26 protein-coding genes, 1 pseudogene and 1 other annotated feature are annotated in these 22,701 nt (G+C 44.2%); of the genes and pseudogenes, 23 read left to right on the top strand and 4 right to left on the bottom strand.

What is annotated here, in order from left to right; translation table 11 throughout:
* Window positions 1-312 precede the first annotated feature (312 nt).
* From RO21_RS02035 to aroQ, 14 genes are all read left to right on the top strand, one after another.
* Window positions 313-603, top strand: coding sequence for a helix-turn-helix domain-containing protein (locus RO21_RS02035; protein WP_241482353.1), 291 nt, complete (start codon window positions 313-315; stop codon window positions 601-603).
* A 73-nt stretch (window positions 604-676) separates the two neighbouring features.
* Window positions 677-1,201: a menaquinone-dependent protoporphyrinogen IX dehydrogenase gene (gene hemG / locus RO21_RS02030; protein ID WP_047976134.1), complete on the top strand. Its 525-nt coding sequence runs from the start codon at window positions 677-679 to the stop codon at window positions 1,199-1,201.
* Between the two features lie 86 nt (window positions 1,202-1,287).
* Entirely contained in the window at window positions 1,288-1,689 is a 402-nt protein-coding gene (mscL, locus tag RO21_RS02025; RefSeq protein WP_047976133.1) for a large-conductance mechanosensitive channel protein MscL, read from the top strand.
* Between the two features lie 141 nt (window positions 1,690-1,830).
* Window positions 1,831-3,747: a heme lyase NrfEFG subunit NrfE gene (nrfE, locus tag RO21_RS02020; RefSeq protein ID WP_047976132.1), complete on the top strand. Its 1,917-nt coding sequence runs from the start codon at window positions 1,831-1,833 to the stop codon at window positions 3,745-3,747.
* 84 nt (window positions 3,748-3,831) lie between these two features.
* Window positions 3,832-5,049, top strand: coding sequence for an ATP-binding protein (locus RO21_RS02015; RefSeq protein WP_047976131.1), 1,218 nt, complete (start codon window positions 3,832-3,834; stop codon window positions 5,047-5,049).
* 3 nt (window positions 5,050-5,052) lie between these two features.
* Entirely contained in the window at window positions 5,053-5,589 is a 537-nt protein-coding gene (locus RO21_RS02010) for a redoxin family protein (RefSeq protein ID WP_047976130.1), read from the top strand.
* A complete protein-coding gene (gene nrfF, locus RO21_RS02005; protein WP_047976129.1) occupies window positions 5,586-5,981 on the top strand; it encodes a heme lyase NrfEFG subunit NrfF in 396 nt (131 codons plus the stop codon). Before RO21_RS02010 ends, nrfF begins: the two co-directional genes overlap by 4 nt.
* Complete coding sequence (locus RO21_RS02000; protein ID WP_047976128.1) at window positions 5,972-6,733, top strand: TPR domain-containing protein; 762 nt, start codon at window positions 5,972-5,974, stop codon at window positions 6,731-6,733. Before nrfF ends, RO21_RS02000 begins: the two co-directional genes overlap by 10 nt.
* A gap of 98 nt (window positions 6,734-6,831) precedes the next feature.
* Window positions 6,832-7,779: an N-acetyl-gamma-glutamyl-phosphate reductase gene (argC, locus tag RO21_RS01995; RefSeq protein WP_047976127.1), complete on the top strand. Its 948-nt coding sequence runs from the start codon at window positions 6,832-6,834 to the stop codon at window positions 7,777-7,779.
* Window positions 7,780-7,787: 8 nt separating this feature from the next.
* Complete coding sequence (gene argB, locus RO21_RS01990; protein ID WP_047976126.1) at window positions 7,788-8,639, top strand: acetylglutamate kinase; 852 nt, start codon at window positions 7,788-7,790, stop codon at window positions 8,637-8,639.
* The gene (locus RO21_RS01985; protein WP_047976125.1) at window positions 8,636-9,823 is read left to right on the top strand and encodes an aspartate aminotransferase family protein; all 1,188 of its coding nucleotides are present in this window, start codon (window positions 8,636-8,638) and stop codon (window positions 9,821-9,823) included. The genes argB and RO21_RS01985 overlap by 4 nt, the downstream gene beginning before the upstream one ends.
* A 127-nt stretch (window positions 9,824-9,950) precedes the next feature.
* Complete coding sequence (gene paeA, locus RO21_RS01980) at window positions 9,951-11,252, top strand: polyamine export protein PaeA (protein WP_047976124.1); 1,302 nt, start codon at window positions 9,951-9,953, stop codon at window positions 11,250-11,252.
* A 3-nt stretch (window positions 11,253-11,255) separates the two neighbouring features.
* A complete protein-coding gene (locus tag RO21_RS01975) occupies window positions 11,256-11,597 on the top strand; it encodes an arsenate reductase family protein (protein WP_047976123.1) in 342 nt (113 codons plus the stop codon).
* 10 nt (window positions 11,598-11,607) lie between these two features.
* Complete coding sequence (aroQ, locus tag RO21_RS01970; RefSeq protein WP_047976122.1) at window positions 11,608-12,048, top strand: type II 3-dehydroquinate dehydratase; 441 nt, start codon at window positions 11,608-11,610, stop codon at window positions 12,046-12,048.
* Window positions 12,049-12,093: 45 nt separating this feature from the next.
* Here aroQ and cgtA read toward each other — a convergent pair whose 3' ends face one another.
* The 3 genes from cgtA to RO21_RS01955 all read right to left on the bottom strand — a co-directional run bounded on the left by cgtA (window position 12,094) and on the right by RO21_RS01955 (window position 15,429).
* Entirely contained in the window at window positions 12,094-13,272 is a 1,179-nt protein-coding gene (gene cgtA / locus RO21_RS01965; protein ID WP_047976121.1) for an Obg family GTPase CgtA, read from the bottom strand.
* Window positions 13,273-13,440: 168 nt separating this feature from the next.
* On the bottom strand, window positions 13,441-14,106 hold the full coding sequence (locus tag RO21_RS01960) for a 7-cyano-7-deazaguanine/7-aminomethyl-7-deazaguanine transporter (RefSeq protein ID WP_047976120.1): 666 nt from the start codon (window positions 14,104-14,106) through the stop codon (window positions 13,441-13,443).
* 465 nt (window positions 14,107-14,571) lie between these two features.
* A complete protein-coding gene (locus RO21_RS01955) occupies window positions 14,572-15,429 on the bottom strand; it encodes a phosphoribosylaminoimidazolesuccinocarboxamide synthase (RefSeq protein WP_047976119.1) in 858 nt (285 codons plus the stop codon).
* A gap of 168 nt (window positions 15,430-15,597) precedes the next feature.
* Window positions 15,598-15,719: a sequence feature (His leader region), on the top strand.
* A 25-nt stretch (window positions 15,720-15,744) separates the two neighbouring features.
* Here RO21_RS01955 and hisG point away from each other — a divergent pair.
* The 4 genes from hisG to RO21_RS01935 all read left to right on the top strand — a co-directional run bounded on the left by hisG (window position 15,745) and on the right by RO21_RS01935 (window position 19,096).
* Window positions 15,745-16,641, top strand: a complete 897-nt coding sequence (gene hisG, locus RO21_RS01950) for an ATP phosphoribosyltransferase (RefSeq protein WP_047976118.1) — start codon at window positions 15,745-15,747, stop codon at window positions 16,639-16,641.
* A gap of 38 nt (window positions 16,642-16,679) precedes the next feature.
* Entirely contained in the window at window positions 16,680-17,291 is a 612-nt protein-coding gene (locus RO21_RS01945; RefSeq protein ID WP_047976117.1) for a LysE family translocator, read from the top strand.
* An 18-nt stretch (window positions 17,292-17,309) separates the two neighbouring features.
* Window positions 17,310-18,599, top strand: a complete 1,290-nt coding sequence (hisD, locus tag RO21_RS01940; protein WP_047976116.1) for a histidinol dehydrogenase — start codon at window positions 17,310-17,312, stop codon at window positions 18,597-18,599.
* Between the two features lie 89 nt (window positions 18,600-18,688).
* The gene (locus tag RO21_RS01935; protein WP_047976115.1) at window positions 18,689-19,096 is read left to right on the top strand and encodes a hypothetical protein; all 408 of its coding nucleotides are present in this window, start codon (window positions 18,689-18,691) and stop codon (window positions 19,094-19,096) included.
* Window positions 19,097-19,227: 131 nt separating this feature from the next.
* Here RO21_RS01935 and RO21_RS13200 read toward each other — a convergent pair whose 3' ends face one another.
* Complete coding sequence (locus tag RO21_RS13200) at window positions 19,228-19,368, bottom strand: hypothetical protein (protein WP_173425294.1); 141 nt, start codon at window positions 19,366-19,368, stop codon at window positions 19,228-19,230.
* 101 nt (window positions 19,369-19,469) lie between these two features.
* Between RO21_RS13200 and RO21_RS01930 the strand changes: the two genes are divergently transcribed.
* The 5 genes and pseudogenes from RO21_RS01930 (at window position 19,470) to hisC (ending at window position 22,641) form a co-directional block, all read left to right on the top strand.
* A complete protein-coding gene (locus RO21_RS01930; RefSeq protein WP_047976114.1) occupies window positions 19,470-19,847 on the top strand; it encodes a hypothetical protein in 378 nt (125 codons plus the stop codon).
* Window positions 19,848-19,888: 41 nt separating this feature from the next.
* Window positions 19,889-20,522, top strand: a pseudogene (gene rhuM, locus RO21_RS13675) (RhuM family protein).
* Between the two features lie 31 nt (window positions 20,523-20,553).
* A complete protein-coding gene (locus RO21_RS01920) occupies window positions 20,554-21,123 on the top strand; it encodes a histidine phosphatase family protein (RefSeq protein WP_047976113.1) in 570 nt (189 codons plus the stop codon).
* 48 nt (window positions 21,124-21,171) lie between these two features.
* Window positions 21,172-21,567, top strand: coding sequence for a hypothetical protein (locus RO21_RS01915; protein ID WP_047976112.1), 396 nt, complete (start codon window positions 21,172-21,174; stop codon window positions 21,565-21,567).
* Between the two features lie 15 nt (window positions 21,568-21,582).
* A complete protein-coding gene (gene hisC, locus RO21_RS01910; protein WP_047976111.1) occupies window positions 21,583-22,641 on the top strand; it encodes a histidinol-phosphate transaminase in 1,059 nt (352 codons plus the stop codon).
* Window positions 22,642-22,701 lie beyond the last annotated feature (60 nt).

Below are 22,701 nucleotides of genomic sequence, written 5' to 3'. Positions count from 1 at the left end.
AATGAATCTTATCGATTTAAACATCGTAATTAAGAAATAATAAAAGTGGAACACTTTTAAAGGATCTTTGTGGTTCAATTTTGGAAGATCATTGACAGTCATAGATACACTTTGTATAAAATGTATCACCTGTTGGTTCTTCACCAACATTCGTTGCAGATTCCCAGTCTGCCAACGCAGCCGCTGAAACACCACACAGTACTGCTGCGACTAACCATTTTCTTAATTGACGCATTTTTCACCTCATTTCAATAGCTTTAGAACAAATTTGAACCTAAAATAGGTTCAGATAAATTATATAGCGAACCTGAAATGGGTTCAACTGAATTTGCACCTAGAATGGGTGTAATGGGAAATTTAAGATTATCAATACATTCCGCCGAACATATTTGGTTGCGGGAAAAGCTGCTTAAACAACGGTTAGATTTGGGGCTTTCACAACGTGCCTTAGGTGAGAAAATGGGGGTGTTATACTCCTTTATCGGCAAGGTAGAAACGGGCGATAGACGCTTGGATATTTTTGAGTTTATCGCCTATTGCAAAGGCTTAGGGCTTGATCCCATTCAACTGTTGCAGGAAATTGAGCGAAAATTTGGCAATTAAGCCGAAAACACGCGGTGAGATTTGTTCGATTTTTTGCAAAATCCGTTAGAATAGCCAGCGTAACGGAGGCACAATGAAAACCCTGATTCTTTATCTCACTCGAGACGGGCAAACCCGCAAAATCGCCGAAAAAATGGCACAGATTATCGGCAATACCACCCTTATTTCCCTCAGAGAACAACCCGATTTGCCCGAAGCACATTTAAGTCAATTTGATCAAATTATCATCGGTTCATCTATCCGCTACGGGCATTTCGACCCGATATTAGAACGCTTTATTCAGCAACATTTTGAGTTGCTTAACGCAAAACGCTCCGCTTTTTTTAGCGTTAATCTCACCGCCCGTAAAGCTAATCGCAGCACGCCGCAAACGAACACTTATACGCGAAAATTATTGGCACGCATTGCGTGGCAGCCAGACTTGGTTGAAGTATTTGCCGGTGCATTATTGTACCCTCGCTATCGCTGGTTCGACCGTATGATGATCCGTTTTATTATGAAAATCACCCAAGGGGAAACGGATACCCGCCGAGAGTATGAGTATACCGACTGGCAGCAGGTCGCCCAATTTGCGGAAAAACTGCGTAAAGTTGCTTAAAGAGAATACACAATATTAACAATTTCATTATAATTGCGCCCAAATTGCAATCGGGCAATTGATGATTGGATAATTAGGAAAACTAAATGAGCATTTTAAAAGAGTTCCGTGAATTTGCGGTAAAAGGTAATGTAGTAGATTTGGCAGTCGGTGTGATTATCGGCGGCGCATTCGGTAAAATCGTGTCTTCTTTAGTCAGCGATGTCATTATGCCACCTATCGGCTGGTTAATCGGCGGCGTCGATTTCAAAGATTTGGCGATCGTATTACAAGAGAAACAGGGCGAAACCGAAGCGGTAATGTTGAAATACGGTGCGTTTATCCAAAACGTTTTTGACTTCTTAATCATTGCAATGGCAGTATTCGCAATGGTGAAAGTGATTAATAAGTTGAAAAAAGCCCCAGCACCGGAGCCGGAAAAAGCCCCTGAACCTACCGCAGAAGAAAAATTACTCACCGAAATTCGTGATTTATTAAAAAATAAATAACCGATTTTCTTTAAAATCCACCCGTTGCGGTGGATTTTTTGTTCCAGCTCAATTCACAGGGGATTAAACGAGATTTCCCCTTTATTTTACTCTCGGCAAGCGGTTAGAATACCGCTGTTTTTTGCAAATGACGGATCGCTTATGCTTGCCGAACTGGGCTATTTTTGTTTGATTTTCGTGGTGGGCATTGCTGCCTTACAGGTGTTGTTTTCAGTGATGGGAGAAATAACACGCCGAGCGGATTTGCTCGGTCTTAATCCACTGTTAAGCGGCATTCAATCACTCCTCTGCCTCACTGCCTTTGCCTGCCTTGCCTACGGTTTTTTAACGGACGATTTTTCCCTCAGTTATGTTGCCGCCCACTCGAATTCGCAATTACCCGCTTTTTTTAAGTTCGCAGCAACTTGGGGGGGACACGAAGGCTCAATGCTGTTTTGGCTTACTGCTCTTGCCTTGTGGACAGGGGTATTTTGCCTGTTTTCCGGAAAAATCGACCGCTTGTTTGCGCACCGTACCCTTACAGTGTTAGCGTTGATCATCTTTGGCTTTGCACTGTTTATTGTGTGGGTATCCAATCCGTTTGAGCGTCAATTTCCGCCGCCACCGCAAGGGCGGGATCTTAACCCAATGCTGCAAGATATCGGGCTGATTTTTCACCCGCCGTTGCTCTATCTCGGCTATGTCGGCTTTGCAGTCAGCTTTGCAATGACGGTGGCAATGTTACTGGGCGGTGTGTTTGATTATGCGATTGCCCGTTGGATTCGCCCGTGGACAATGATTGCGTGGGGTTTTCTCACCGCCGGCATTTTGTTGGGCGCGTGGTGGGCGTACTACGAACTGGGCTGGGGCGGTTGGTGGTTTTGGGATCCGGTTGAGAATGCCTCTTTAATGCCGTGGCTGCTCGGCACAGCGTTAATCCACAGTTTGATCGTGAGCGAGCAACGGGGTATTTTCAGCTATTGGACAATCCTGCTCGCTATTTTTGCCTTTGCCTTGAGTTTGCTCGGCACATTTATTGTCCGTTCCGGTGTTTTAACTTCGGTGCACGCTTTTGCGGTCGATGCCGATCGGGGCATTGCACTGTTGGTTTTATTCTTCAGCCTCAGCTTTGTTGCGCTCTCGCTTTTTGCCCTTAAAGTAAATCTGTGGCAAGGGGAAGTGCGTTTCAAACTGCTATCCAAAGAGACGGCGCTGCTTACCCTCAACAGCTTATTTGCCTTGGCAACCGGCGTGGTGATCCTCGGTACATTTTACCCGATGATTTTCAGCGCAATGAACTGGGGGGCGATCTCGGTCGGTGCGCCCTATTTCAACAGCATCTTTACACCTTTAGCTCTTATATTGCTTGGCATAATGGGCTTTGCCACGATTTTACGCTGGAAAAGCCTGCCGAAAAAAAGGGTATGGCAGAGGTTGTCCTTGCTGCCGATTGCGGTTCTGCTTAGCCTTGGGTTGAGCTACCATACGGTTGCACAGCAATCCGCGCACATCGTTTCGCCCCTTGCGACCCTGTTTATCAGCCTAGCGATATGGGTTGGTCTGACGCACATTCCTTATCGGCAATTTATGTGGCAGATCCGACCGCTTGCAATGCGGCTTGCCCATATTGGCTTTGCGATTTGTGTGATTGGGGCAATGATGAACAGTTATTATGGCGATGAAATCGGGGTACGCCTGAAACCAAATGACACGGCAAGTTTAGCGGGATTTCATTTCCATTATGCCGAACACCGGTATGATGTCGGGCAAAATTACACTGCTGAAATTGCCACCTTTACGATTAGCGATCGCCAACATCGACCGCTCGGCACGGTTTATCCTGAACGGCGTTACTACGATATTCGCACAATGACAATGGCGGAAGTCGGCTTGGCACACAAAAGGTTGGACGACATTTATATTGTGATGGGCGATAAGTTCGGTAATAAAGAGTATGCGTTCCGTTTGCACTATAAACCCTATGTCCGTGCCTTGTGGCTCGGTGGCATTTTGATGGTATTTGCTGCATTGCTGGCAATGGTTGGCTATCGGCAGAAAAATATGTTGTCTGTCAAATAACAAAAGCGTTCATTTGTAATGAACAATTTTATTTGTTAGTATTAAACAAATTTGTTTGATAGCAATAAACGGAGAGGGGAGATTATGATCAGAAAATCCGATCTGCTGGCAACCATTGAAAATCAGCAGAGCAGGCTCGTGTTGCAGAAAAGCTACCCGCGTAAAGCATTGAAAAACCTAAATTTATTGCCTGATTTTGCACTGATAGTATCGGGTATTCGCCGCTGTGGAAAAAGTACATTACTGGCTCAGTTACTTTCAGAGCAGACTTTGCAGGTGCTGTTTATCAATTTTGATACGCCGACATTGTTTGATTTTCAGTTTAACGATTTTCAGCTTTTAGATGAAATTATTGAGGAAAAGCAGGCAAAAATACTGTTTTTTGATGAAATTCAAGCGGTTGAAAATTGGGAAATTTATGTAAGAGGTAAGCTCGATCAGGGCTATCAAGTGGTAGTAACAGGCTCAAATGCTTCACTATTAAGTCGTGAATTAGGCACAAAATTAACGGGGCGGCATATTACCGAAGAGTTATTTCCCTTTTCTTATATAGAGTTTTGTGAATATCTAAATAAACCGTTTGATGCAAGTTCTGTAAAAGACTATTTAACGCAAGGCGGTTTTCCGCAATATTTAACCTTACAGAAAAATGAGATTTTAGAAATGTTAATTAACGATATTTTATATCGTGATATTATCGTGCGTTATAATATTCGTAATGAAACGGCGATTAAACAGTTACTGTTATTCTTAGCAGGAAATGTGGGTAATTTAATTTCTGCGACTAAATTAAAAGCCCTCATCAATATTACTAGCACGGCGACAGTACAGGAATATTTATCGCATTTAGAAAAAAGCTATTTAATTTTTCTGTTGCCAAAATTTAGTTATTCTTATAAATCTCAATTAGTGAATCCGCGCAAAATCTACTTTATTGATAATGGGTTACAACAGGTTATCAAGCCTTCTTTCACGGATGATTGGGGTAGAAAATTAGAAAATGCTGTATTTTGGTCGTTACGTCAAAAAACACAAGAACTTTATTATTTTAATGAAAATAACAAAGAGTGCGATTTTATTTTTTGCCAAAACAATACACCAAAACAGGCAATTCAAGTGTGTTTGACATTAAATGCAGAAAATAACCATCGAGAGCAAGAAGGGCTATTAGACGCAATGCACTATTTTAATTTGGATAAAGGCTATATTATTACCCTCGATCAAACGGATAAAATACTTATTGGGAATAAAGTGATTGAAGTTCTACCATTTTATTCTGATTGGCTATCATATTTGGAATAAACAATGAAAAAAGCACTTCTCTTTTTACCCTTAATTTTATTACTGGCGGTGGTCTTTTTTTTAGTAGTGCAACTGAAAAATCCGGATAATCTTGCACCGAGCGAAGATTGGCGGGGCAAACCGTTTCCAGAATTTAGCCTGCCACATTTGCAGGATATAAATGCGGTGCTTAGCAAAGAGAGCTTGCCGAAAGAGCCGTTTATTTTGAATGTGTGGGGCAGTTGGTGTACTTGGTGCATTAAAGAGTTTCCGATACTCTTGGCAATGAAAGACAAGGGCGTGCCGATTGTGGGGCTGACTTACGCCGATCGTCCTGACGATGCCCGCCAAGCCCTTAAAAAATGGGGCGATCCTTTTGTGTTCGTGATCGATGATTACGCTAAAGCAATGCTGATCGGCACTTTAAATATCAATTCCGCACCCACCAGCTATTTAATTGATAAACAAGGGGTGATCCGCTATCAGCAAAAAGGCTATAACCCTAATTTTGAGCAGGATTTTCTGCCCCGTTTAGAGCAATTAAGACAGGAAAGCCGATGAAAATACACTTATTCACACTGGGGCTTGGGCTAACCCTTTTTGCCCAAGCTGAAATGGTCGATACCTTTCAATTTCGCTCCGATGCCGACAGAGTGCGGGGCGTGGCATTGGCAAAATCGCTCCGTTGCCCGCAATGTCAAAATCAGAATTTGGTGGAATCCAATGCCAGCCAAGCCTACAAACTGCGTTTGGAAGTGTATGAAATGGTTAATCAAGGCAAAAGTGATGCGGAAATTATCCAACTGATGACCGAGCGTTTTGGGGATTTCGTCAATTATAAACCGCCGCTCAATAGGCATACTTGGGCGCTATGGGGGCTACCCTTCGGCTTGCTTGCTCTGATATTAGCGGCGATTGCTTGGCGTGTTAAAAGGAGATCAAAATGCCATTAAGAGATCGGTTAAACCAAGCGCATTATCAGCAAGCGGTTCGATCCGCCCGTTTTTTTGAAAAAGACGAGCAGCAGGCGTGGCTGGCTGAAGTTGCCGATCGCCACGCATTTGAACAGGCACAGCAAGCGGCATCGGCTTTGCGACAAAATGCGTCAAAACGACCGCTTGCAAAACGTGCTGTGTGGGCGTTGGTCGGTGTGTTATTACTTTGCAGCGGTTATTATTGGCAGACAGGGCGTTTGCAGATCGTACAAGCCGGACAGCAAGCCTTCAGCGATTTTCAGCAGCAGACTCAGAACGAAGATAGCCAACAACGCAACGATCATTATATTGTCAGCCTACAAAATCAACTCCGCCAAGATGTGAATAACGGCGAGCTTTGGCTGGAACTGGGGCAAGCCTACTCGCTGAATAATGAGTTTGAATCGGCGTTGATCTGCTTTGATTACGCCCAACGGCTACTTGGGGCAAAGCCCGCTATTTTAGGCGCAATGGCGAGTGCCGATTACTATCAGCACAAACAAACGCTCACCCAGCAGGGTAAGAAATGGATTGAGCAGGCGTTGCTGCGTGATCCGAAAGAGAGTACCAGCCTATTGCTCCTTGCCTCTAATGCCTTTTTGCACAATCAATTTCGTGAGGCAATCGGCTACTGGGAACAGGTGTTGGAGAGTGAAAATCCGGCGATCGATCGTCAAGCTATTATCAAAAGCATCAAAATGGCACAGCAACGGATTGCGACATCAAAATAAATATAAATTCATTTTTATTGCATAATTATTCATTTTAACTTGTCATTCGGATCAAATCTGCATACACTAGCTTGCAATTCATTTTGACAGGAGTTGCAATGGCACAATATCGCATTTTTGTGGACGGCGCAGTCGGCACAACGGGGCTGCGGATCCACGAACGCTTGAGCAATCAGGCGGACATTCGGCTTTTAACTCTCGCAGAGAACGAGCGGAAATGTTTAACCGCCCGCCTCGCTAAAATCCGTGAAGCCGATCTCACATTTCTCTGCTTGCCCGATGAAGCGGCGCGCGAGATTATTGCTTTAGCCCCCGATACCGCCCGCATTTGCGATACGTCCACAGCCCACCGCACTCACGCCGATTGGGTTTACGGCTTAGCGGAATTAAGCGGTCAGCGGGAAAAAATTGCATCGGCAAAACGGGTTGCCGTGCCGGGCTGCCACGCCACTGGCTTTATCAGCCTGATCCGCCCGTTGATTGAACGGCAAGCCTTGGCAGCGGATTATCCGTTGGGCTGCCAATCGCTGACCGGCTATTCCGGTGGCGGTAAACCAATGATTGCAGACTACCAAGCCACCGATCGCCCTGCTGCTTTTAATGCGCCCCGTCTATACGAGCTTGGTTTGCAGCACAAACATTTGCCGGAAATGCAGCGGTTTACCGGCAGCGAAGCCACTCCGATTTTCACACCAGTGGTCGCCGATTATCACAGCGGAATGCTGGTGAGCGTGCCGCTTCCCCTTGCGGCAATCAACGCACCGTTTCGCAGCGGTGAAGCCGTTCAACAATTATTGGCAGATTATTACCGCCACGCCAAATTGATTCGGGTACAGCCTCACGCTCAAATGGATACGGACGGTATGTTGGCGGCAAACGCATTAGCCGGCAAAGATCACCTTGAGATAAACGTCTTTAGCAACGAACATCAGCTTTTGCTGACTGCACGATTCGATAATCTCGGCAAAGGGGCATCGGGGGCGGCAATTCAATGTATGAACTTAATGCTGGGTCGTAACGAAACGGCAGGCTTGGAATGGCACTAGGACAAAATATGCAGACCACACAACTTACGATTCAGCCTCAATCAACGCGACTTGCCCAATACACCGGCAAAACGATTGTGGTGAAATACGGCGGCAATGCGATGATTAACGATACGCTGAAACAGGCGGTAATGCAGGATTTATTGGCACTCAACCGACTTGGGATCCGGCTTGTATTGGTTCACGGCGGCGGGCCGGAAATTTCACAGGGTTTAAAACAGATCGGCAAGGAAAGTCAATTTATTCAGGGCTTACGGGTAACGGATCGAGAGACGATCGAGATTGTGCTACAAATGTTAGCCGGCAAAGTGAATAAACAGTTGGTTGCCCTATTACAAGGAAAGGGCGTAGGGCTATCTGGCATTGACGGGGCAATGTTGCAATGCCAAAAATGCACGATACACGGCGATCTTGGCTTTGTCGGCGAGATTGTAAAAGTCGATCCGACCTTGGTGAAATTAGCGCTAGAGAGCGGTTTTATTCCGGTGATCTCAACAGTCGGGGTGAGCAGCGAAGGGGAGATCTACAACATCAACGCCGACACGGCTGCCAGCCAAATAGCCATTGCACTCGATGCAGCTAAATTGGTCAGTATGACGGATATTGCCGGACTGTTGAGAGATCAGCAGGATCCGCACAGCCTAATCACTTCACTGAACTTGAATGAAGTGCAACCGCTGATAGATAATGGGGTTATTCAAGGCGGAATGATCCCCAAAATTCAAGGTTGTGTCGATTTTCTCACAAATGGCGGCGAGGAAGCCTCAATTATTGACGGGCGGATCGCTCACGCTATTTTCAATGAGCTACTCGGCGAAGAACGTTGTGGCACCACATTATATGGAGCGAATTGTCAATGATAAGCGAACAAATCAAACAATTAGATAGCCACTATATTGCCCAAACTTACGGGCGCTTTGACTTAGTTTTGAGCCACGGTAACGGCTGCGAGGTATGGGACAGTGAGGGCAACAAATACCTTGATTTTACCAGCGGCATCGGCACGAACAGTTTGGGCTGGGGCGATACGCAGTGGGTCGCCGCAGTCGCACAGCAAGCCGCCAAATTGCAGCACTGTTCCAATCTTTTTTATAGCGAACCGGCTGCGCAATTAGCCGAAAAATTAGCCAAAGCAAGCGGTCTAAAACGGGCATTTTTTTGCAATAGTGGGGCGGAAGCAAATGAAGGGGCAATTAAAACGGCACGCAAATACAGTGCGGATAAATACGGCGCAAATCGCTCGACCATTATTACCCTAGAAAATTCCTTTCACGGTCGTACCCTTTCTACCCTAGCTGCGACCGGGCAGGCGGTGTTTCACCAACATTTTTCGCCGTTTACCACAGGCTTTGAGCATCTTCCGCCCAATGATCTTGCCGTTTTAACCGCTCGGCTTGCTGACAATGATGTTTGTGCGGTAATGCTTGAGATTGTACAGGGCGAGGGCGGCGTTAATTCGCTGACACAAGCCTATTTACAAGGCGTACAAGCCCTTTGCCACCGCCAAGATGTGCTGCTGATTATTGACGAAGTGCAAACGGGCATTGGGCGTACCGGCTCACTGTTTGCATACCAGCAGTTCAATTTAACACCGGATATTGTTACCCTTGCCAAAGGGCTTGGCGGCGGTTTACCTATCGGCGCATTTTTGTTGGGCGAAAAATGCCAAGACACATTGGGGAAAGGCGATCACGGTTCAACTTACGGCGGTAATCCGGTCTGCTGTGCGGCAGCTAATGTAGTATTAGACCGCCTTGATGCCGCCTTTCTTAACGAAGTGCAACAAAAAAGCGCTTGGCTGCGATCACGTTTAGCTGCTTTACCGAAGGTCAAATCCGTCAGCGGTTTAGGGCTAATGATCGGGGTTGAATTTGAGGCGGGCATTGATGCACAACAAATTGTCGCCGAAGGTATTCAGCACGGTTTATTGATGCTGACCGCAAAACAGAAATTGCGTCTGCTCCCGCCATTGACGATCAGCCAGTCAGCTCTTGAGCAGGGGATCGCCATTTTAGCCAATATTTTAATATCAAAATCGTTTTAGCCCTTTAACAAGCGGTCGGTTTAACTGATTTTCTGACAAAAAATCATCAAAAAACCGACTACTTACATTTTGGGTATGCTCTCTGTTATACTCTTTCCATTGTGTAAAGTGATTTTAACGGGATATGATGGGACTCTTTGAATCTATTTTGATCATTATTTTATTGATTATCATCAGTGCGATTATTTCCTCAAGTGAAATTTCCCTTGCCGGTTCACGCAAGCTCAAATTGCAGCAATTAGCGGCGGACGGCAATAAAAAAGCCGAGCAAGTGATTGCGTTGCAGGCGCAGCCGGGGCAGTTTATTACGGTGGTGCAAATCGGGCTGAATATGGTTGCTGTTTTGGGCGGTATGATCGGGGAGGGGTCGCTTACCCCTTATGTGCATCAATTTTTAAGTCAATATAGCCAAGCAGAATGGCTGGAAAGTGCGGCATCGTGGCTTTCGTTTGCGATTGTTACGGTGTCTTTTATTATCTTTGCCGATTTAATGCCGAAGCGGTTGGCAATGGCAAATTCGGAAAATGTGGCGATCAAAATGGTCGGGATTATGTCGTTTTTTATCCTGATCTTTAAACCGTTGGTGATTATTTTAGACGCAACGGCAAATATGCTTTTCCGATTATTGCGGATTTCAACCGTCCGCCAAGATACGATGACATCCGATGATATTATCGCAATGGTCGATGCGGGCGCAGAGGCGGGAGTGCTAAAAACCCAAGAGCAATATTTGATTGAAAATATTTTCGATATGCAGCAGCGCACGGTAACGTCAACAATGACGACCCGTGAAAATATCGTCTATTTGGATAAGGGCTTTTCCCGCCAACAAATATTGGATTCGCTGAGTGAAAATTCCCATTCCAAAGTGGTGATCTGCGACAGTAGCCTCGATAAAATTTTAGGCTATGTGGAATCCCACACTTTGCTGACGCTCTATTTGCGTGGGGAAGAAGTTTCCCTCACCGATAACCGTGTGCTACGCAAAGCACTTTATATTCCCGATACTCTCTCACTATTTGAGGTGCTGGAACTGTTTAAATCCTCGGGCGAAGATTTTGCGGTCATTATCAATGAATATGCGTTGGTTGTCGGTATTGTAACGCTAAATGACGTGATGAGCATTGTAATGGGCGAGCTTGTCTCCAATGAAGAAGAGCAAATTGTCCGCCGTGATGAAGATTCGTGGCTGATTGACGGTTCTACTCCTTTGGAAGATGTGATGCGGGCGTTGGAGATTACCCAATTTCCAAATGAAGAAAATTATGAAACGATTAGCGGATTTATGATGTATATGCTGCGTAAAATTCCGAAGAAGACCGATTTCGTGCTGTACGATAAGTATAAATTTGAAATTATTGATACGGAAAATCTGAAAATCGATCAGTTAATGGTTTCATTGCGTAAAGATTTAAAAAGCGAGGAATAGCCAATGATCACCCTCTATCATAACCCGAAATGCAGTAAATCCCGTGAAACGCTGGCGATTTTGCAGGCAGCCGGTGCTGAAGTGCAGATTGTCGAATATCTCAAAACCCCTTTAACGGCACAGACGATTGAGCGGTTAATTCGGGAAAGCGGCATCAGTGTTCAGCAAGCAATGCGAACCGATGTGGCCGCCTATCAGCAATTTGTTGCCGAAAAAACATTGAGTGATACACAGTTGATTACGCTAATGGCGACCTATCCGGAATTGCTCAACCGCCCTTTTGCAAGCGGTCGGAAAGGCACAAGATTTTGCAGACCGCCTGCGTTAGTCAATGAATTATTATAGGAAGGCGATAATGAAAAAGATTTTACTGCTTAACGGCCCAAACCTGAATATGCTCGGCAAACGAGAGCCTCATCTTTACGGTTCGCAAACGTTGTCTGATATTGAACAACACTTGCAGCAGACGGCAGTGCGCTACAATCTCGCATTGGATTATTTTCAGTCGAACAGCGAGCAAGCCTTGATTGAACGTATTCATCAGGCTTTTCAGCAGGTCGATTTTATTATTATCAATCCGGCAGCGTTTACCCATACTAGCGTGGCGTTGCGTGATGCGTTACTGGCAGTAGCAATCCCTTTTGTCGAGGTGCATCTCTCTAATGTTCACGCCCGTGAACCGTTTCGCCACCATTCCTATTTGAGCGATATTGCCAAAGGGGTGATCTGCGGCTTAGGTGCAAAAGGCTATGATTATGCTCTGGATTATGCCGCGCATTATTTACAAGCTCGCTAAAGCAAAAGGCACAGCGTTTAACTGTGCCTTTCTCATTCCTATTGATTAAGGTTTATAGATAATCTCGACGCCTTCATCGTCTTCTTCCGTCCAACCATCATCGTCCAGATCGTCCCAATCTTCTTCAGTAATCGGGTTTTGCATCGCTTGTTGGTGGTAATCGTCCCACTTAAAGGCAACCGCTTCCGCAGCCGGTTTTTCTTCGGTGTCAAGGCGAGGGTTAGCCTCGATAAAATCCATAATATCACGGGTAAGGGCTTGCACATTTTGACCGGTCACGGCGGAAATAAGGTAATAATCGCCCTCCCAGCCGATTTGTTCGGCAATCTCTGCTGCTCTTTGTACCGCCTCTTCTTCGCCGATCGTATCAATTTTATTAAAAACCAGCCATTGCGGTTTTTCGGCTAATTTTTCGCTATATTGATAGAGCTCCGATTCAATCACCGAAATATTTTGTGCCGGATCGCTCTCATCAATCGGCATAATATCCACCAAGTGAATCAGTACTCGGCAGCGTTCCAAGTGTTTTAAGAAACGGATACCCAGCCCTGCGCCGTCCGCCGCACCTTCAATTAACCCCGGAATATCAGCTACGACAAAACTGCGATCCGAGCCGACTCTCGCCACCCCAAGACTTGGTACAAGCGTGGTAAACGGATAATCGGCGACTTTCGGCTTCGCCGCAGATACCGCACGGATAAAGGTCGATTTGCCCGCATTGGGTAAACCGAGCATTCCGACATCTGCCAACAGCATCAATTCCAGTTGTAAATCCCGCTTTTCACCCGGAGTACCATTGGTTTTTTGGCGAGGCGCGCGGTTTACTGAGGATTTAAAGCGGGTATTGCCTAAGCCGTGATAACCGCCTTTTGCCACTAGCATTTTCATACCGTGTCGGGTTAAATCACCCAACACTTCCTGCGTATCGTGGTCGATTGCGCGCGTTCCGACCGGCACTCGTAAGGTAATATCTTTGCCCCGATGCCCCGTACAACCGGCACTGCGCCCATTTTCGCCACGCCCTGCGGCAAAGCGTTTTTCAAAGCGGTAGTCAATCAGCGTGTTTAAGTTTTCATCGGCAATTAAATAGACATCGCCGCCATCCCCACCATCGCCGCCGTCCGGCCCGCCTTTAGGGATAAATTTCTCACGGCGGAAACTGACACAGCCGTTCCCGCCATCACCTGCCTCAACACGAATCAAGGCTTCATCAATAAATTTCATTTAATGTCCTAAAATCTTCTAAAAATGGCGACATTCTAGCAGAGAATTGAAAATGTGGCTAAAGCTAGAGGGTATCACGCATAAAAATGCACATTTTATTTCAGTACATTTGCTATATATCCAAGGTACTCTCTTTGCAAATTTTCTGCCAAAACGAAGCGCTTGCAATCAGCGTAAATGCAACTTTTTTACCAATACATTCAGCAGTACGCCATAAAGTGGTAAAAAGAGCTGTAGGCTGACGAACAGTTTGAATGCGTAGTCCACAAGGCTGATGGTAAACCAATGCTCCGCCATATAAGCATCGCTGCTTTGGTGGAAAGCGACGGCAAAGAACACAAAGGTATCAATAAAGCTGCCGAAAATAGTCGAACACGCTGGTGCAAGCCACCAGGTTTTGCCTTGACGCAGGCGGTTAAACACCAAAATATCCAGTAATTGCCCCACAACATAGCCGGCAAAGCTGGCTAGAGCAATCCGAAAGACGAAGAAATTAAACTCGGCTAAGGTGCCCAATCCTTGAAATTGCCCTTCAAAGAAAATGACTGAAATGATATAGCTGACCAAGAGGGCAGGGAACATCACGATAAAAATAATTTTACGGGCTAAATTTGCCCCGAATACCCGTACGGTTAAATCTGTTGCTAAGAAGATGAACGGGAAAGAAAACGTGCCCCAAGTGGTCGGAATTGCCATTTCACTAAAGGGAACGGGAATTTCAAAGGCAATCTGTACCAAATAGTTGCTAAGCGTAATGATAAAAATGTGGAAAAACGCCAATAGGCATAATGAACGGCGCTTTTGCCCGTCCGAAAGGTAATCGAAAAGTATCATTTTGTTTCCTTTTTGAACAACATAAAATGGGGTGAGGGAACCCAGTTAAAAAGAGGGGCGAAATCATACCGTCCTATTCAAAAAATGCAAGGCGTTTTTTTATTCTTTCAAATGAGAAAGGCTGATGCCGCCTTAACCATTTTTATGGTCTGTATGAGTATAGTAGGTTGCACACAACCTACAATGTGAGGCTTGATCTGAATGTGGAACAAAGTTAAGGGTCATCAACAGATGAAACTTTGGTGGTATCAATATAGGGCAGATAAAAAACAAAGATAGGGCTAGATAATTATCGCAGTTACTGGCTGTAAGTGATTTAATTCTTAACGGTGAGACATTGCACAATGGTGATCGGATTTGACGATTTAAACTCTCACCGACGTCGAGTTCTTATTTTTCATTTAGTCTAAACGCAAGCGGTGGTTTTTTTGCAAAAATATGCAATGATCACACCGCTTGTATGCTCTACTTAGTCAGTAGATCCAACGCTTCTTGGTATTTTGCCACTGTTTTTTCGATTACATCGGCAGGCACTTTCGGGGCGGGGGCTTGTTTGTTCCAGCCACTATTTTCCAACAAATCCCGTACAAATTGTTTATCGAAAGAGGGTGGGTTTGTGCCTTCTTGGTAGGTTTCTACCGACCAAAAACGGCTGGAATCCGGCGTTAACACTTCGTCCATTAAGGTTAATGTGCCGTGTTCGTCTAAGCCAAACTCAAATTTGGTATCGCAGATAATAATGCCTTTCGTGAGTGCATAGTTTGCCGCTTCGGTGTAAAGCGCTAAGGCGGCGTTTTTGACTTGTTGAGCTAACGCTGCACCAATTTGGCGTTCACATTCGGCATAACTGATATTGATATCGTGATCGCCCACTTCCGCTTTGCTGGACGGAGTAAAAATCGGTTCGGGCAATTTGCTTGCTTCCATTAAGCCGGCGGGTAAAGCCAAACCGCAAATCGTACCGGTTTGTTGATAATCCTTTAATCCGCTGCCGGTTAAGTAGCCGCGCACGATGGATTCAATTTTTACCGGCGTTAAGCGTTTGCAAACGACAGCCCGGTATTGCACCGCTTCCGCTTCGGCTTTCGGCAGCACGTCAAAAACGGAGTCGCCAGTGAAGTGGTTCGGCATAATGTGAGCGAGTTTGTTGAACCAGAAATTTGAAATTTGGGTCAAGATTTCCCCTTTGCGTGGGATAGGATCATCTAAAATTACATCAAAGGCGGATAGACGATCGGTGGCGACCATTAACATTCGTTTATCGTCAATCTCATAAAGATCCCGCACTTTACCGGAATAGATTTTTTTTAAACTGATTTGCATAGCTCAAGCCTTCTTAGAAATAAAAACAGATGAATTATAACAAGTTACGCAATCGTTTGCTATTTTTTCATTTTTTCTCAAAAAAAGTATTGCATACGCCCAAATTTTTGCGTATAGTCGAAAGCATTCAACTTTGGAGTAAGTTATGACCTTTATTCGTATGAAACATCATCACCATCATTTTCCTGAATAATCTTTCGGGCATTTGGTGTATTCGGAAGATAACTTCCGAGTACGAATGAAACAGAACGCAATTCAACCCCTCGGAAGCGATTTCGAGGGGTTTTTCTTTATCAAAAATAACAGGAACACAATATGACAACCAACAGACTTCGCATTGCAATGCAAAAATCCGGACGGCTTAGCAGCGACTGCCAAACTCTCTTAAAACAGTGTGGCGTGAAGATTAACTGGAATGAACAGCGCCTTATCGCCTATTCCGAAAACCTGCCGATTGATATTTTACGGGTGCGAGATGACGATATTCCGGGGCTAATTTTTGACGGCGTGGTCGATCTCGGTATTATCGGCGAAAATGTGCTGGAGGAAGTGGCGTTAGGGCGGCTCGCCGGTGGTGAAAATGCCGACTATAAACTGCTCAAACGCCTTGATTTTGGCGGTTGCCGCCTTTCCCTCGCGTTGCCGAGGGATGCCGCTTATCGCAATATCGCCGATTTAACCGATGCCCGTATTGCGACCTCCTACCCCAATCTGCTCAAACGCTATATGCAGCAACAGAATATCCCGTTTAAAAACTGTCTGCTGACCGGTTCGGTGGAAGTCGCCCCAACCGCCGGTTTAGCCAACGCCATTTGCGATTTGGTGTCGTCCGGTGCGACTTTGGAAGCAAACGGCTTACGAGAAGTCGAAGTGATTTACCGTTCTACTGCTTGTTTGGTACAGCGTGCGGCTGTGCTCGATTGCAAAAAACAGGCGCTTATCGACCGCTTGCTTACCCGTATTCAAGGGGTGCAACAGGCGGCAGAATCGAAGTACATAATGCTCCATGCCCCAAAAGATCGGCTGGCGGACATTACCGCCCTTTTACCGGGGGTGGAAAACCCGACAATTCTCCCACTTGCCCACGATACTAATCAAGTTGCGATGCACGTCGTCAGCCAAGAAAATCTGTTTTGGGAAACAATGGAAAAACTGAAAGAGATTGGCGCAAGCTCAATTTTGGTGTTACCGATTGAGAAGATGATGAAATAGCACCTGACTTTTCATTATTTAAAATAAAAGGAATACGAATGGCATTATCCCTACTGATTTATTTCACCCTCTCCAGCCTGCTGATCGCCGCGCTACCCGGACCGGCAATGATGCTCACGATTCAAGGCAGCATTGAACGGGGTTGGCGGAAGGGTATGGCAATTACGCTGGGTATTTTGTTGGGCGATATTGTTCTTCTTATTGCTGTGATTGCCGGAATCGGTGAGCTATTAAGCCAATCCCCGACCGCGTTAAGCATAATGGGGATTGCTGCCAACGGCTACTTAATTTACCTCGGTATCATCACACTTTGGGCGTTGCGTTCGCGACATTTGGCACAAGAAAATCAAGCCAGCCAAACCGATTGGAAAACCGGTTTTTTCATTACTGTGATTAACCCGAAAACCATCGTGTTTTTACTGGCATATTTTCCGCAATTTATGGACGCCGATAGCGATTGGAGCACCACCCAACAACTGTTGTTATTAGCCGGCTTATTTTTAATTGCCGTGGCAATCGTAATGGGCGGCTACGCCTTGAGCGCCCATTTTGCCAAACGTTTTCTCAACCGACTTTACGTCCGCAAAGTAATGACCGCACTTTTCGGCACATTATTGATTTATCTCGGCATCAGCAGTTTTTTAAATTAACACGACAAGGAATTGATTATGCAAACACTTATTTGGAATAACCTCACCGACACCGAACGGCAGCAAGCCTTAACCCGTCCGGCAATTTCGGCTTCCGATGAGATTAAACAAGCGGTCGGAAATATCCTCGATCTTGTAAAATCACAGGGCGATCGGGCGTTATTTGAACTGACTGAAAAATTTGATAAGGTCAAATTAGAGAACCTCACCGTGTCGCAAGCCACTATTCAGCAGGCAGGGGAACGCCTTTCGAGTGAATTAAAACAGGCAATCCAAACGGCGAAACAGAACATCGCCACCTTCCACCAAGCGCAACAACCGCAGGCGGTAGATATTGAAACCCAAAGCGGCGTGCGTTGCCAAGTGCTGACCCGCCCGATTGAACGGGTGGGATTATATATCCCCGGCGGTTCAGCGCCCCTGTTTTCTACCGTGTTAATGCTTGCCGTGCCAGCGCGGATTGCCGGTTGCAAAAAAATTGTGCTTTGTACGCCGCCGCCGATTGCCGCTGAAATTCTTTATACTGCCGAGTTGTGTGGTATTGAAACGGTCTATGCCGTTGGCGGTGCACAGGCGATTGCAGCGATGGCGTTCGGGACGGAAAGCGTGGCGAAAGTCGATAAAATCTTTGGACCGGGCAATGCATTTGTAACAGAGGCGAAACGCCAAGTGAGCCAACGGCTTGACGGTGCGGCGATTGATATGCCGGCAGGTCCGTCCGAAGTATTGGTGATTGCCGATGAATTTGCCGATCCTGATTTTGTCGCCAGCGATCTACTCTCACAAGCGGAACACGGGGCGGACAGCCAAGTAATTTTAGTTACAAATAGTGAAACCGTGGCAAAATCGACCGCACTTTCGATTGAAAAACAACTTGCAAACTTGCCACGAAAACAGACTGCTTGCCAAGCCCTTGCTCACAGCCGCATATTTCTTGCCGAGGATTTAGCCCAATGTATTGCGATTAGCAATGCCTATGCACCGGAGCATTTGGTCGTACAAACAGCAAACCCAAGAGCATTGCTTGACCAACTTGATAACGCCGGTTCTATTTTCTTAGGCGCATACAGCCCGGAAAGTATGGGCGACTATGCCAGCGGCACGAATCACGTTCTCCCAACCTACGGCTACACAAAAACCTACTCAAGCCTCGGTTTAGCGGATTTCAGCAAGCGAATGACAGTACAGGAGCTTAGCCCGCAAGGTTTTAAAGCCCTCGCCCCAACGGTTATCGCAATGGCCGCCGCCGAGCAGTTAGAGGCTCACAGACAAGCTGTAGAAGTGCGGTTGGCAAAGTTGAAATGCTAAACACAAGCTGAAGATTTGTGATTTTATAAAACCTTTAGTTAAAAATAATTTACCCCTTTATAATCAATACTTAGATAAAAGGACAAAAAATGAAAATTACCTGCCCTCATTGCCAAATAAAGAATGAAATTGAATTTGCCAACCATATCAAGTGCAAATGTTGCCAAAAGAGTTTCCAAGGGTATTCCTATGGTATCAAAATGATCACGAAACCGATTATTGTAGGAGCATCAGCTTTACTGGTTACGGGTGGGATTATTGGCTATCAAGTTGAAAATAGCTTAGATCAAGAGCGCTACCTCCCCAAATTCGAATACGCCATTATTAACCAATGTGCAAATCCTAATAAAACATATCTTTCCAATAAGGATTTTGAAAGAAATATTGACATATGTAGTTGTGCTTTACTAGAAACTATACGGGAGGTTGGCTACAAGGAAGCTATTGATTCAGATTTTAGGCATAGTTTTCAAAATAATCTACAGGAATGCAGATAGGTTATTATATAACCCATCTGCTATAAATTAAAGATTATTTTCTAGGAGGGTTATTTCCACGCCCTTTTCCAGAAGGATTTCCTGTTTGGCTTGGTCCATTTTTTAAAAATGTCGTACTCATTGCATTGCTCCTATTTTTTGCCTTGATAACGAGTATTGTTTGGATTGAGCTGGTTAGAGCGATTATCTTGTGCTTTCTGATACGCCGGGTTATTTGGATTTAACTGGTTAGCGTGGTGATCAAGATTTTTTTGGTTTTGTACAGAAGACATAGTTTTCTCCGTAGTGTGAATTAAAGGTTTAAAATCCTCTGAAGGAAATCTCCTTCATTGGCTGGGTATTTTAATAATCAAAATGGGACAATTTGGGACAAATGATTAAAAAACAAGCAAAGGAACAAAAAATTCAAAATTTATTGGAAGAATTAAAAGTATTACTCAGTGAGGTTGGATGGAATAAGAAAGATTTGGCAAAAAAAGTAGTTCAGTCTCGAGAAGAATCCTTAACTGACACCGTAGAGGAAACAGAAAAAGAGATTAAGAAAGAGTATCAAAAAATAATAAAACTCTTTAATAGACTACCTAAAAATGACGATAAATTAAATTTTTATATCTCTTTTATTATCAGAGAGAATAAACATTTAAATTTTTGTAAACTACCCCAATTAGACAACTTTGATTATGATCAAAAAGTATTTTTAAATGGTATTGCAGAAATTTCTAAAGCATTTCTTGTTAACAATAAGAAATAATGTGTTTCATCATAATCCTATTTTTCTAAAAAGGAGTAAAAATGCAAAATCCGATTGAAATCTACCAAACTCAAGACTGGCAAACCCAAGTTGAAGTGCGGTTTGACAATGATACTGTGCGGTTTTCACAGGCACAGAAGATCGTCCAGTAACATTCTATGATTTAGAAACGGTTATTTCTGTTGGTTATCGAATTAAATCTCCTCAAGGTGTTGCATTTCGCCGTTGGGCAACCGCTCGCTTGAAAGATTATCTTGTTAAAGGCTATGCCTTAAACCAAAAACGCTTGCAACAAAATGCGGTGGAATTGGAACGGGCATTAGCATTAATTCAAAAAAGCAGCAAGATCCGCTGAATTAACTTTGGCAAGCGGTCGAGGATTTGTCGATGTTGTTAGTTGTTAGTCGTTATGCTCAAGCGTTTTTATGGCTGCAACAATGATGAAGGGCTTTTGAGCGAGCCTCAAACTCAGCAGGGAGGTATATCGCCGACTATCAGTGAGGCTCGGTCAGTATTGCAGCAGTTTAAGCAGCAACTTATCGAAAAAGGAGAGGCATCAGATTTATTTGGCAGAGAACGAGATGATGGGGTACCTTAACATTATTAGTCGCAGAATCTAATCCCAAACAAAAAGAGACGCTGATTCGGCTGATTATGCATATGTTAAAAAATTAAACACGATAATAAAACGAGAAATAGACTAAATATGAAAAGACGTATTATTTTGATTAGACATTGCACACCGAATATCCCTAATGCCGTGTGTTCGGCTAAGCAGGCTGATCATTATTTAGAAGAATACGATAAGACGGAAAATATTTGTCTTGATGAGATTGCAGCTTTTTCTTCTCCTGCAATACTAGATGAAATTAAGCAGTGCGAGTATGTATATAGTTCTCCTTTACCTCGTGCATATCTTACAGCGCGCCATTTATTTGAACAGCATAAAATAATTATCTGTGATGCGCTTAAAGAATTTAATTTGAATATCGTAAATATTCCTTTTATTTCATTATCTGTACAGCATTGGTTTGTGATTTCGCGTTTACTTTGGCTCATCGGGCTAAATCAAGCAACTAAAACAGTGAAACAAGAAAAATCAAGGGTAAAGCATTTTATACAGCAATTGCCGACAGAACAACGTTGCGTGATTATTGCACACGGTTTTGTGATTCGAGAAATAAAAAACACACTATTAAAACAAGGCTTTTCTTGTATTTTTCTTGAAAAACACGGGTGTTTTAGTGTAACTATTTTAGAGTATAGTAGTGATTAGATAAAATATTATCTCTTAGGGTGATAAAAAATAAAAGGAGACAATAAAATGACAGAATTAAAACATCATTATCCTAAATTACAGATTTTTGTAAAAAGTCTTTTTTACACTCAAATACTAATGATATTAACGATTTTTATCTCTTATTGGTTAGAAAGAGAATATGATAATCCGTTTGAAAACATTAATGCAGTAGTTAATAAGCTATTTTTTATTTCTACAATACCTACTATTTTAAGTCTGTTATGGATTATTTATAAACAATATACAAAACAAAATGAGGTTAAAGTATTTGCAGCTATTGTAATTGTATGGTTTATCAATATAGGTATATTAATCAGTTTTAATATACCTTTTTATAATAAAATCAATAAATTTTCAGGTGGTAGTTTAGCTATCGTCATTCCATTATTGATTATCCCGAAATTATTACCTAAAACATAAAAACAGGAAGCTACTATGACAATTGCACAACTTTCCAGAAAAAATATTCAAGCGCTTACGCCCTACCAATCCGCTCGCCGTTTAGGCGGCAAGGGGGATGTGTGGCTAAATGCCAACGAATACCCGACTTCGCCAACGTTCGATTTAACTGACCGTGACCGTACTTTTAATCGCTACCCTGAACCGCAACCGCAGGCAGTGGTGGAGGGGTATGCACGCTATGCCGGTGTTCGACCGGAAAATGTATTAGTCAGCCGTGGCGGTGATGAAAGCATTGAGTTGATTATCCGTGCATTCTGTGAAGCAGATGATACTGTTTTATACTGCCCGCCGACCTACGGAATGTATGCCGTAAGTGCGGAAACCTGTGGCATTGCCTGTAAAACTGTGCCGCTGACCGTTGATTTCCAACTTAATTTGGTGGAAATTGAACGGCAATTAGACGGCGTGAAAGTGGTGTTCGTGTGCAGCCCGAATAACCCGACCGGCAACCTGCTCAAGCGGTCGGATTTGCTCGAACTTTTGCAAATGACCGCAGGACGCGCGATTGTGGTAGTGGACGAAGCCTATATTGAATTTTGCCCCGAAGCAACAATGGCAACAGCGTTGGCAGATTATCCGCATTTAGCCATTATCCGCACGCTCTCCAAAGCCTTTGGTTTAGCCGGATTACGTTGCGGTTTTACCTTGGCGAATGCCGAGCTGATCCAAATTTTACAAAAGGTGATCGCCCCTTATCCTTTGCCGATTCCCGTTGCGGATATTGCCGCCCAAGCCTTACAGCCGAACGGGATTGCCCAAATGCAACGCCAAGCGGCAGAGATACTGGCAAATCGTACTGATTTACAAAAAAATCTGGCTAACTCACCGCTTGTTGAATATATTTTCCCAAGCGAAGCCAATTATATTTTGGTGAAATTTAAAGAGGGGCAGCCGCTATTTAACGCTCTGTGGGATCAAGGTATTATTCTACGCAATCAACATAACGCCCTCGGCTTGCAAAATTGCATTCGGATTACGATTGGCACAGCAGCGGAAAATGCGAAAGTCATTCAAGCTATTTTAAATATTTAATGACTCTGTTTGCCTAAATTGATTAAAGGCACTATTTTACACTCTGCATTGATATTATAT

It is taken from the genome of Muribacter muris (assembly GCF_001038205.1).
Lineage (GTDB): Bacteria > Pseudomonadota > Gammaproteobacteria > Enterobacterales > Pasteurellaceae > Muribacter > Muribacter muris.
The sequence above is the reverse complement of the archived record's forward strand: the minus strand, read 5'-3'. Positions and strand labels throughout refer to the sequence as shown.